8 protein-coding genes are annotated in these 12430 nt (G+C 66.1%); all 8 read right to left on the bottom strand.

From position 1 onward, the window contains the following. Nucleotides 1–99 precede the first annotated feature (99 nt). On the bottom strand, nucleotides 100–1779 hold the full coding sequence (locus tag J8I35_RS12270) for a SpoVR family protein (protein ID WP_050012590.1): 1680 nt from the start codon (nucleotides 1777–1779) through the stop codon (nucleotides 100–102). After that, nucleotides 1776–3044 (bottom strand): YeaH/YhbH family protein, encoded by a 1269-nt coding sequence (locus tag J8I35_RS12265; protein ID WP_006476064.1) that lies wholly within the window; start codon nucleotides 3042–3044, stop codon nucleotides 1776–1778. Before J8I35_RS12265 ends, J8I35_RS12270 begins: the two co-directional genes overlap by 4 nt. A 125-nt stretch (nucleotides 3045–3169) precedes the next feature. Continuing rightward, the gene (locus J8I35_RS12260; RefSeq protein ID WP_027784391.1) at nucleotides 3170–5092 is read right to left on the bottom strand and encodes a PrkA family serine protein kinase; all 1923 of its coding nucleotides are present in this window, start codon (nucleotides 5090–5092) and stop codon (nucleotides 3170–3172) included. Nucleotides 5093–5640: 548 nt separating this feature from the next. Further along, nucleotides 5641–7413 carry a methyl-accepting chemotaxis protein gene (locus J8I35_RS12255; protein ID WP_209925682.1) on the bottom strand — a complete coding sequence of 591 codons (1773 nt, stop codon included), beginning with the start codon at nucleotides 7411–7413 and terminating at the stop codon, nucleotides 5641–5643. 284 nt (nucleotides 7414–7697) lie between these two features. After that, nucleotides 7698–8627 (bottom strand): ribokinase, encoded by a 930-nt coding sequence (gene rbsK, locus J8I35_RS12250; RefSeq protein ID WP_209925571.1) that lies wholly within the window; start codon nucleotides 8625–8627, stop codon nucleotides 7698–7700. Next, nucleotides 8624–9655, bottom strand: coding sequence for a LacI family DNA-binding transcriptional regulator (locus tag J8I35_RS12245; RefSeq protein ID WP_050012587.1), 1032 nt, complete (start codon nucleotides 9653–9655; stop codon nucleotides 8624–8626). The genes rbsK and J8I35_RS12245 overlap by 4 nt, the downstream gene beginning before the upstream one ends. A gap of 35 nt (nucleotides 9656–9690) precedes the next feature. Then, on the bottom strand, nucleotides 9691–10710 hold the full coding sequence (locus tag J8I35_RS12240) for an ABC transporter permease (RefSeq protein WP_006476069.1): 1020 nt from the start codon (nucleotides 10708–10710) through the stop codon (nucleotides 9691–9693). Next, entirely contained in the window at nucleotides 10707–12320 is a 1614-nt protein-coding gene (locus J8I35_RS12235) for a sugar ABC transporter ATP-binding protein (protein WP_089488415.1), read from the bottom strand. The genes J8I35_RS12240 and J8I35_RS12235 overlap by 4 nt, the downstream gene beginning before the upstream one ends. Nucleotides 12321–12430: the final 110 nt, after the last annotated feature.

Genomic DNA, 12430 nt, shown 5'->3' with positions numbered 1-12430 from the left:
CCGGATGTAGAAAAATTTTCTCCCGCCACGCGTTCGTCATATGAAAACGCCAGCCCGAAGGCTGGCGTTCGATGCAAACATTTCCGACTGCGGCGACGATCACACGCGCACTTCCGGCGGCACGTAGCGGCACTCGTAGCGCTTGCGCACGGTGCCGGCCTCGTCGACGCTTTCCAGGTACACGTCGAACTGCCAGAGCCGCGCCATGTGCTTGAGCACTTCGTCGCTGTCGCCCGACAGGTGGCGGTTGTCGGTCATGAAGTGGCGCAGCGTGAGGCTGCGGTCGCCGCGCGTATTGACGGCCCACACCTGGATGTTCGGCTCGCGGTGATGGATGTCGTACTGCCGCGACAACGCCTGCCGCACGTACTGGTAGCCGGAATCGTCGTGGATCGCCGATACCTCGAGCGAATCGCGCATGTCGTCGTCGAGCACCGAGAAGAGCCGCATCTCGCGAATCAGGTTCGGCGACAGGTACTGCGCGATGAAGCTCTCGTCCTTGAAGTTGCGCATCGCGTAGTGCATCGCCGGCAGCCACGGCGTGCCCGCGATCTCCGGAAACCACTTGTAGTCTTCCTCCGTCGGCGCTTCGCAGATCCGTCGGATGTCACTCATCATCGAGAAACCGAGCGCATACGGATTGATCCCGCTGTAGTACGGCTTCGTGACGGGTGGCTGATAGACCACGTTGCTGTGCGAATGCAGGAACTCCATCATGAAGCCGTCTTCCAGCTTGCCCTGGTTGTACAGCGTATTGAGCAGCGTGTAGTGCCAGAACGTCGCCCAGCCTTCGTTCATTACCTGCGTCTGCCGCTGCGGATAGAAATACTGGCCGATCTTGCGCACGATGCGGATCACTTCCCGCTCCCACGGTTCGAGCAGCGGGGCATTCTTCTCCGCGAAATACAACAGGTTCTCCTGCGGCTCGGACGGATAGCGGTCGTCCTGCTCCTCCGTCAGCTCCGGTTTCTTGCCCGGCAGCGTACGCCACAGCTCGTTGACCTGCGACTGCAGGTACGCCTCGCGCTCGCGCCGCAGCGCCGCCTCCTTCGACAGCGACGGTTTCTGCGGCCGCTTGTAGCGGTCGACGCCGTAATTCATCAGCGCATGGCACGAGTCGAGCAGTTCCTCGACGCGATCGAGGCCGTAGCGCTCCTCGCATTCCGCGACGTAGTTCTTCGCGTACACGAGATAATCGATGATCGCGTGCGCGTCGGTCCACAGCCGGAACAGGTAATTGCCCTTGAAGAACGAATTGTGCCCGTACGCCGCGTGCGCGATGACGAGCGCCTGCATCGTCATCGTGTTCTCTTCCATCAGATACGCGATGCACGGGTTCGAATTGATGACGATTTCGTAGGCCAGGCCCATCTGGCCGCGGCGGTAGCTCTTCTCGGTCGCGAGGAAGTGCTTGCCGAACGACCAGTGACGGTAGTTGACGGGCATCCCGACCGACGCATACGCATCCATCATCTGCTCGGCGCTGATCAGTTCGAGCTGGATCGGGTAGATGTCGAGCTCGTATTGTTCGGCGACCTGCGAGATGTGCGTGTCGTATTCCTCGAGCAATTCGAACGTCCAGTCGGACGGGCACGGCAACGGCTTGCGTTCGGCAACGTTCATACGCGCTTCCTTTTGCCCGGAACCGGGCAAGTCGGCGGCCGGCGGCGGCGGTTCGGCCTGCGCGCGTTGCTGCGGTGCGGCAGGGCCGGCCGTATCGTCGCCGGAAGGGCGCGGCTCGTAGCCGCGCGACTCGTTGTGCAGATGGCGGGTCGTCATGACATTTCCACCTGCTTTTCGAACAATTCGCGAAACACCGGGTAAATGTCCGCAGCCGATTCCACTTTTTTCATCGCGAGATGCGGTTGCGACAGGGCCAGTTGCGCGTATTCCAGCCACAGATTCTGCTCTTCCGGCGCGACCTGGATATACGCGAAGTAACGCGTCTTGGTGAGGATATCCTCTTCCAGGATTTTGCGACACTTGGGCGAATCGTCAGTCCAGTTGTCGCCGTCGGATGCCTGCGCGCCGTAGATGTTCCACTCGGTCGGCGAGTAGCGCTCGTCCATCACCTTGCGCATCAGTTCGAGCGCGCTCGACACGACCGTGCCGCCGCTTTCGGTCGAATGGAAGAAGGTGTCCTCGTCGACTTCCTCGGCGCGCGTGTGGTGGCGGATGAACACGACTTCGATGCGCTCGTAGTTGCGCTTGAGGAACAGGTAAAGCAGGATGAAGAAGCGCTTCGCGAGATCCTTGCGCTGCTCGTCCATCGAGCCCGACACGTCCATCAGGCAGAACATCACGGCCTGGCTCGACGGTTGCGGCTGCTTCACTCGGTTGATGTAGCGCAGGTCGAACGGATCGATGAACGGAATCCGCCAGATGCGCCCTTTCAGGTGATGAATCTCCGCCTCGAGCGTCGCGATTTCCGCGCGGCGGTCTTCGGGGTCGCTCTTCAGCGCTTCGAGCTGCGCCTCGAGCTCGCGCAGCTCGTTGACGAGCGGCGAGCCGAGCGCGATGCGCCGGCCGAGCGCGCTGCGCAGCGAACGCACGACGTCGATGTTGTTCGGCGTACCTTCCGCCGACCAGCCCGCGCGCACGTTCTTCCAGCTCGGCACCGTCAGCAGGTGCGTCTTCACGAGGCGCGGCAGTTCGAGATCGTCGAAGAAGTACTGCATGAATTCGTCGCGCGACAGCTCGAACACGAAGTCGTCCTGCCCTTCGCCCTCGTTGCTCGCCTGACTGCCGCCGCCGCCCGAGCCGCCCTGCGGACGCGGAATCTTGTCGCCGCGCACGTAGTCTTCATTACCCGGGTGCACATATTCGCGACGCCCGCCCGGCGCGTGCCGGAAATTCGGCTCCGCGATGTCCTTGCGCGGGATCGTGATGCTCTGCGTGCTCTGGATATCCTTGATGCTACGGTCGCGCACCGCGTCGGACACGGCACGACGAATGTAGTTCTTGACGCGACGCAGAAAGCGTTCGCGATTGGCGATGCTCTTGTTCTTGCCGGCCAGCCTGCGGTCGATGATTTGATGAAGCACTCCCGGTCTCCCGCTCGAAAGTCGATCTGCCGGGGCACTCGCCGCGCATGCCGTCTGCCGTCATGCGGGCGGCGCCTCTGAAAGCGCCCGTACGGACTCGCCGTCCGGGCGCGATACCGCGCGCGTCATGACGACTTGCGCACGCGCAGGTACCAGTCGCAAAGCAGCCTCACCTGCTTCGGCGTATAGCCCTTCGCGACCATCCGGTTCACAAAGTCCTCATGCTTGCGCTGCTCCTCCGCCGAACCCTTGGCGTTGAATGAAATGACCGGCAACAGTTCTTCGGTGTTCGAGAACATCTTCTTCTCGATCACGACGCGCAACTTCTCGTAGCTCGTCCACACGGGATTCTTGCCGGCGTTCGCCGCCCGCGCACGCAACACGAAGTTCACGATCTCGTTGCGGAAATCCTTCGGATTGCTGATCCCGGCCGGCTTCTCGATCTTCTCCAGTTCCGCGTTCAGCGCGGCGCGGTCGAAGCTCTCGCCCGTGTCGTGATCGCGGAATTCCTGATCCTGGATCCAGAAGTCCGCATACGTGACGTAGCGATCGAAGATGTTCTGACCGTACTCCGAATACGACTCGAGATACGCGGTCTGGATCTCCTTGCCGATGAACTCCGCGTAGCGCGACGCGAGCACGTCCTTCACGAACGACAGATACTTCTGCTCGGTTTCCGGCGGGAACTGCTCGCGTTCGATCTGCTGCTCGAGCACGTACATCAGATGCACCGGGTTCGCCGCGACCTCGCTCGTATCGAAGTTGAACACACGCGACAGGATCTTGAACGCGAACCGTGTCGACACGCCGGTCATCCCTTCGTCCACGCCCGCGTAGTCGCGATACTCCTGGTACGACTTCGCCTTTGGATCGGTGTCCTTCAGGTTTTCGCCGTCGTACACCTGCATCTTCGAGAACAGGCTCGAATTCTCCGGCTCATGCAGGCGCGACAGCACCGAGAACTGCGACATCATCTTCAGCGTGCCCGGCGCGCATACGGCCTCGGCCAGCGACGAATTGCGGATCAGCTTCTCGTAGATCTTGATCTCTTCCGACACGCGCAGGCAGTACGGCACCTTCACGACGAAGATCCGGTCGAGCAGTGCCTCGTTGTTGCGGTTGTTGCGGAAGGCCTTCCACTCCGATTCGTTCGAGTGCGCAAGAATCACGCCGTCGAACGGAATCGCGCCGAAACCTTCGGTGCCCTTGAAGTTGCCTTCCTGCGTGGCGGTCAGCAGCGGGTGCAGCACCTTGATCGGCGCCTTGAACATTTCGACGAATTCGAGCAGGCCCTGGTTCGCGAGGCACAGGCCGCCCGAGTAGCTATAGGCGTCGGCATCGTCCTGCGCGTACTGTTCGAGCTTGCGGATATCGACCTTGCCGACCAGCGACGAAATGTCCTGGTTGTTCTCGTCGCCCGGCTCGGTCTTCGCGATGCCGACCTGCCGCAGGATCGACGGATAGCGGCGCACCACGCGGAACTGGCGGATGTCGCCGTTGTATTCGTGCAGGCGCTTGACGGCCCACGGACTCAGGATGCTTTTCAGGTAGCGGCGCGGAATGCCGTACTGTTCCTCGAGGATCGGACCATCCTCGTCGTAGTCGAACAGCCCGAGCGGCGATTCGTTGACGGGCGAGCCCTTCAGCGCATAGAACGGCACGCGCTCCATCAGTTGCTTCAGGCGCTCGGCGATCGACGACTTGCCGCCGCCCACCGGGCCCAGCAGATAGAGAATCTGCTTCTTCTCTTCAAGACCTTGCGCAGCGTGGCGGAAGTATGCGACCACCTGCTCGATCACCTCCTCCATTCCGTAGAACTCACGGAATGCCGGATACACCTTGATGACCTTGTTCGCGAAGATCCGCGACAGGCGCGGGTCGTTGCGGGTATCGATCTGTTCAGGTTCCCCGATTGCTTCCAGCATGCGTTCACCAGCCGTCGCGTACGCGGATGGATCGTTCTTGCAGAGCGCGAGATACTCCTCCAGCGAGAGCTCTTCCTCTCGCGTTTTTTCGAAGCGGTTCGCGAAGCTGCTGTAAATATCCATGCTACCTCCCTCGCCTGAGTCTGAAGACGTGCCTGCCTTCGTCTGACTGCGCAGAAGCAAGCGCGTTCGAATTCATCCTAAACCCTTTCTTATTTTTTTTCACGAACTCTTCGTATGAAGTTCGTCATTCTCGACAACACCGCTTGGACAACGCATTTCGTCGTTTTACAATCGACCTCCCGAGCCGCAGAAACTGCATCCGCCGCGTCTCGTCGAACATCGAAACGTCTCGTGCGTTGGACGCCTCCGACGTCGTCGCCTCTCCCTTCATTCCTATACGTTCGAGCGGTCGCGTGCGATGACACGCCGCGCGCACCGTTACAAATTTTTTTCGCAGTCCCTTACGGACATACCCGTACGACGAACGGGGGAACATGACGCGCATGCAGCGCATCGCCGAGGGTCCGTCGGTGCACGATGCGCAACGCACGTGCCGATGCACGACCGATCGTCCACGCTGTCACATTCAACTGTCGCAGAAACGACGACGCCCGCAATCGCGGGCGTCGTGGGTCACCAAATGGGGATCGATACGCGGCGCGCGCCGATCAGAACGTCTCCCAGTCGTCGCCGCCGGCGGTCGCGGCGGCCGGCGCGGGCGCGGGCGCAGCCGAGACGGCGGCAGGCTTGCGCGCCGGCGCCGTCGCTGCAGCGGCCGCACGTTTCGGCGCGGCGTCGCGTTCGACGCGCGCGGCAGCCGGTGCGGGGGACGGGACGGACGGCGTGCGCGGCGCATGACGCGCCGCCACCGCAACGACGGCGCCCGCGCGTGTCGCTCCGTCGTCGAGCTGGAATACCGCCGCCGTTTCGCGCAGGCGGGCCGCCTGTTCTTCGAGCGACTGCGCGGCAGCCGCGGCTTCCTCGACGAGTGCGGCATTCTGCTGCGTGACCTCGTCCATCTGCGTGACCGCGCGCGCCACCTGGTCGATCCCGCCGCTTTGCTCCTCGGACGCCGCCGCGATCTCGCCCATGATGTCCGTCACGCGCTGAACCGCGCTGATCACGTCGCTCATCGTGCGCCCGGCTTCGTCGACCAGCGTCGAGCCGGTCCGGATCCGCTCCACCGACGCGTCGATCAGCGCCTTGATTTCCTTCGCCGCGCTCGACGAACGCTGCGCGAGGCTGCGCACTTCGCCGGCGACAACCGCGAAGCCTCGGCCTTCCTCGCCGGCCCGCGCGGCTTCGACGGCCGCATTCAGCGCAAGAATGTTGGTCTGGAACGCGATTCCCTCGATGATCGCGATGATGTCCGCGATTTTCGCCGAGCTGTCGTTGATTTCGCCCATCGTGCCGACCACCTGGCCGACCACCGTATTGCCCTTGTTTGCAATCTCGGACGCATTCGCGGCCAGCGAGCTTGCCTGACGCGCATTGTCCGCGTTCTGCTTCACGGTGCCGGTCAGTTGCTCCATGCTCGACGCGGTTTCCTGCAGCGCGGCGGCCTGTTCCTCGGTACGCGACGACAGGTCGATGTTGCCGGCCGCGATCTGGCGGGCCGCGGTCGCGATCGACTCGCTGCCGCCGCGCACGGTGCGCACCGTGTCGACGAGCCCGCGCTGCATCCTCGCGAGGCCCTCCAGCATCTGGCCCATCTCATCGCGCCGGTCCACGACGATCGGCCGGCGCAGGTCGCCCGCGGCGATCGCGTCGAAATGCGACAGCGCGTCGGCGATCGGGCGGCCGATCGCGCGGCTCAGCGTCAGCCACGACAGCACCGCGGCGCCGATGCCGGCCAACAGCACGACGATCGACAGCACGCGCATCGTCTCGAACACCGATTCCGCCTGATCGAAGCGCGCCTGCGCATTGGTGAACTGGAAGTTGCGCAGCGCTTCGCCGGCCGCGGCCAGCTCGGTATAGCGCGCCTGAAGCTGCTTCGCGCCGTCGCCGATCCGGTCATGATCGCCGGCCGCGACCGCACTCGCGAACGCGTCGCAACTGGCCTGCAGCACCTTGCGCCGGGCGGCGACGTCCTGTGCGAGCCGGTCCTCGTCGGCGTCGCGCGGCAGCGCAAGGTATTTCTGCCACCACGCGTCCGACTGCGTGCGCATCGCGCGGCTGCGCTCGATGGCCGCCGCCGAGTCCGGCGTGCCGGCCAGCAGCGCCGCACGGTCGAGTGCGAGGCGCTCGCGTGCGGCGAACATTTCCGAGACCGCGACGTCGACCGCGCTCGGCATCTGGTTCGTGTAAATCTCGCGCGTCGACTCGTTCGAACGCGTCATCCCGTGCAGACCGAGCACGCCGGTGACAGCCAGCAGTACCGCCAGAAACGCCATCGTCAAACCGATGCGCGCACGAATCGTCAGGTTCCTGAACACCATCATCCACCCTGTGTTGCGTCGTCATGAACGGGCCCGGCCCGTTGGCTCGAAGCATTGCTTCACTCGGTGCATTTACGACCGCGCGGCGCATAACTTGATGGTTTTGCCGTGTTTATTTCGCATTATTCGTCTGTTTATTGAATAAGGCTGAATAATCGACGCAATTCGGGTCGGAGCGAAAACGGGGCGAACGCGCGTCGGCGCGCCAATGCAGCGCACCCGGCCGTCTCGTGCGACGGACCGGGCGCGTGGGGAACCGAAAACGCGAGACTGGGGATCCGGCCCTAGTCGGCCAGTTCCGCCCGCGTCGGGATCGAGGGCTGGGCGCCCGCGCGCGTTACCGACAGCGCCGCCGCGCGTTGCGCGAAGCGGATGGCGGTATCGACGTTCGCGCCGGCCGCGAGCCGTGCGGAGAAGCCGCCGATGAAGGTGTCGCCGGCCGCCGTCGTGTCGATGGCCTGCACGACCGGCGCCGGATAGTGCCGCGCGGCGCCGTCGGCCGTCAGCGCGAGCACGCCGCGCGCGCCGAGCGTGATCAGCACGTTGCGCGCGCCGCCGGCCTGGAGCGCCCGCGCGGCGGCTTCGGCGTCGGCCGGGTCGCGCACCGGCAGCCCGGTCAGCGCGGCCGCCTCGACCTCGTTCGGGATCAGGTAATCGACGAGCGGCAGCCAGCCGTCCGGCAGCGGCGCGACGGCCGGGGCCGGATTGAGCACCACCGTGCGGCCGAGCCGGCGTCCGGCCGACAGCGCCGCGAACACCGCGTCCGGCGGCGTCTCGAGCTGGCAGATCAGCACGTCGGCCGTCGCCAGCGCGGCCTCGTGCCGTGCGATCGTGTCGGTCGTGACCTCGCCGTTGCCGCCCGCGACGATCACGATCGCGTTCTGGCTCGCATCGTCGACGACGATCAGCGCGACGCCGGTCGACGCCGACGCGCTCGTCGCGAGCCCCGTGCAGTCGATGCCCTCGGCCTCGAGGCCCGCGCGCAGTGCCGCGCCGTGCGCATCCGCGCCGACGCAGCCGATCATCGCGACCTGCGCGCCGAGCCGGGCGGCGGCGACGGCCTGGTTGCCGCCCTTGCCGCCCGCCGCCTGCGCGAACGCGTGCCCGGCGAGCGTTTCGCCCGGCAGCGGCAGCCGCGGCGCGCGCACGACGAGATCCATGTTGAGGCTGCCGACCACCGTCACGCGGCCGGCGCCCGTTGCGCTCGCCGTCATGCGCGCGCACCCGGCGCGGCCGGCTCGCGATAGACGGCCGTCGATTCGCGCAGCACGAGGCGCGGCGACACGACACGGCGGCGGCTCGGCACGGCGGTCGAGCCGCCGCCGATCCGTTCGATCAACGTCTGCGCGGCCATTTCGCCGAGCGCACGCACCGACTGGCCGACCGTCGACAGCGCCGGATACGTGTAGCGGGAAAATTCGATGTCGTCGAAGCCGATGATCGAACAGTCGTCGGGCACGCGCAGCCCGCGCTCGGCCGCCGCGCGCAGCGCGCCGACCCCCATCAGGTCGTTGCCCGCGAAGATCGCGCTCGGCCGTACCGATTCGAACAACCGCGACGCCGCGTGATAGCCGCCGAGGCATGAGAAATCGCTTTCGGCGATCGCGCCCGGCACGATGTCGACGCCGCGCTCGGCCATCGCGCGGATGAAGCCGTGTACGCGCATCGCGCTGACCGCGGTGTCGGTCGGCCCGGTGATGCAGCCGATCTTCGCGTGTCCGAGTTCGAGCAGGTGGCGCGTCGCCAGGTATGCGCCGCGCTCGTGGTCGATCTGCACGAGATCGGCCGCGAGCCCCTCGATGTTGCGGTCGACGACGACGAGCGGCGCATGGATATCCGCGAGCGTCTGCGCGAGCACCGCGTCCTCGCCGGCCGATGCGACGATCAGCCCATCGATGCGTTTTTCCTGCAGCACGCGCAGGTAGTTGCGCTGCTTCACGGGATCGTCGTCCGAATTGCAGAAGAACACGCAATAGCCGTTGGCCGCGCACTGATCCTCGATGCCGCGCGCCAGCTCGGCGAAGTACGGATTCGTGCTGTTCGGCACGACGAGGCCGATGGTCGCCGTCGCCCGCGCCTTCAGCGAGCGCGCCACGGCCGATGGCACGTAATTCAGCTCGCGGATCGCGCCCTCGACCTTCGCACGCACGTCGGCGGACACCGGCCGCGAATTGTTCACCACGTGCGAGACGGTCGTAAACGACACGCCCGCCATGGCCGCCACATCCTTGATCGTCGCCATTTCCCGTTTCTCTCTGGTCTGTTCTGTCTGTCTTTTTACCGCACGCGCGTACGCCGGCTGCGATACGTATCGAGCACGACCGCCACCACGATCACCGCACCCGTGATGATCCGTTTCGTCGGCTCGTTCGCACCGATCTGCGCGAGCCCCGCGGCCAGCACGGAGATGATCAACACGCCGAAGAACGTGCTGATCACCGAGCCGCGCCCGCCCATCAGGCTCGTGCCGCCGATCACGACGGCGGCGATGACCTGCAGTTCGAGGCCCGCGCCCGCGTTCGGATCGGCCGCCTCGAGCCGCGAAATCTGGAACAGCGACGCGAGCCCCGCGAGCGCGCCCATCAGTGCGAATACGAGGATTTTATACGGCCGCGGGTTAACCCCTGCAAGTCGCACCGCTTCCTCGTTCGTGCCGATGCCCACCAGATAGCGTCCGAACACCGTGCGCGTCAGCACAAACTGGGCCGCGATCATCACCGCGACCGCGATCAGGAACGCCGGCGAGATGCCCAGCGCGATCGGGTTCGACAGGAAGTCGAACGCGTCGCCGATATACGCGGTGCGCGAATTCGTCAGCTGGTACGCGAGGCCGCGCGCGGCCTCCAGCACGCCGAGCGACACGATGAACGACGGGATCCGCCAGCCGACCGTGACCGCGCCCGTCAGCGCGCCCGTGGCGGTCGCGACCGCGATGCCGATCAACGCGGCCGGCAGCGGCCCCCACTGCCATTTCAGCGCGGCGACGCTGACCATCGACGCGGCGAGCGCGAGCACCGAGCCGACCGACAGGTCGATCCCGGCAATGATCAGCACGAAGGTCATCCCGACCGACATCACGACGAGATCGGGAATCTGGTTCGCGATCGTGCTGAACGTGTCGTAGGTCAGGAAATGCGAGCTCAGCACCGAGAACAGCGCGATCATCGCGGCCAGCGCGCCGGCGAGCCCGAGATAGTTCGACAGGCCGAGCCGCGTGCCGGACAGCGTGCGCGCGCGGCGTCCCGTCACGTCCTGCTGCGCGCCTGCGTCGGTCGGGGATACGGGAGGCTGGGTCATTGCTGTCGTCCTGTCGTCGAAGTGCCCGGAGCGGCGCCGCGCGCGTGCTCCGGGTCCGGATGCTGCATGGCGGCCGCCGGCGTCTCGCGGCCGAAGCCGGCGAACGCCGCGGCCAGCAGCGCGTCCTGGGTCCAGTTGCCGCGCTCGAACACGGCGGTCATGCGCCCGGCCGACATCACGCCGATCCGGTCGCAGATCAGCATCAGCTCGCGCAGGTCGCTCGATACGACCACCAGCGCGCGGCCTTCGCGCGCGAGCGCGCCCATCAAAGTGTAGATCTCGAATTTGGCGCCGACGTCGATCCCGCGGGTCGGCTCGTCGAACAGCAGCACGCCCATGTCGCGCGCGAGCCAGCGGCCGATCACGACCTTCTGCTGGTTGCCGCCCGACAGCTCGCCGACCGGCTGCGCCGCGCCGTGCGTACGGATCCGCAGCGCATCGATCTGCTGTTCGGCGAGCGCCGTTTCGCGGGCCGAATCGACGATGCCGCCGCGCGCGAGCCGGTCGAGCTGGCCGAGCGACACGTTCGCGGTGATCGACTGCGACAGCAGCAGCCCTTCGCCCTTGCGATCCTCGGTGATCAGCGCGATGCCGAGCTTCACCGCATCGACGGGCGACGCGATCCGCGCCGGCTTCAACGGCTGACCGACGGCGATCGTCCCGGCATCCGGCGTATCGGCGCCGTAGATCAGCCGCAGCAGCTCGGTGCGTCCCGCGCCGATCAGCCCCGAGATGCCGAAGATCTCGCCCGCGCGCACCTCGAGCGACACGTCGCGCACCGCCGTCCCGCGCGTGAGGCCCGATACGGCGAGCCGCGGCGCGCCGAAGCGGCGCTCGCCGAGATCGATGTGTTCGCCGACCTCGCGCCCGACCATCAGCGTGACGAGCCCGTCGGACGTCGTCGCCGCCATGTCGCCCGCATGCACGAGCCGGCCGTCGCGCAGCACCGCGACGCGCTCGGCGACGCGCGCGAGCTCTTCGAGCCGGTGCGAGATGTAGACGATCGCGACGCCGCGCGCCTTCAGCCGGTCGATCTGCTCGAACAGCAGCTCGACTTCGCGCGCGGTCAGCATCGCGGTCGGTTCGTCGAGAATCAGCACGCGGCAGTCGCCGATCAGGTTGCGCGCGATCTCGACCATCTGCTGATGGCCGATGCCGAGCGCGCCGACCGGCGTATCGGGGTCGACCGCGTCGAGCCCGACCTGCGCCATCGCCGCGCGCGCGTCGTCGCGCAGCCGCGCGCGATCGATGATGCCGAAGCGCCGCGGCAGGCGGTTCAGGAACAGGTTTTCGGCGACGCTCAGCGTCGGCAGCAGGTTCAGCTCCTGCATCACCATGCGCACGCCGAGCGCCTCGGCCTGCGTGCGGCTCGCCGGCGCATAGGCCTCGCCGCCGAGCTGCATCGTGCCGGTGGTCGGGTCGACGAGCCCGCCGATGATTTTCGACAGCGTGCTCTTGCCGGCGCCGTTCTCGCCGGTCAGCGCGAGCGCCTGGCCCGCGTCGAGCGTCAGCGTGACGTCGGCGAGCACGGGTTCGGCATAGGTCTTGCCGATGCCGGAGACGGACAGCACGGGGTGGGCTGAACGGGAGGGTTGGAAGGTCGGTTCCATCGCGATCCTGGTTGCGGCCGCGCGCACGGGGCGCGCGGGTATGACGCTCACAAGTGCATGCAGTGGCCGTGATCGCGCTCACACCGGATAACGGCCGCCGCGCCGGATTC

The sequence above is a fragment of the Burkholderia sp. CpTa8-5 genome (assembly GCF_017815045.1).
Classification (GTDB): Bacteria; Pseudomonadota; Gammaproteobacteria; order Burkholderiales; family Burkholderiaceae; genus Burkholderia; species Burkholderia sola.
This window is presented reverse-complemented; position numbering and strand designations above follow the sequence as displayed.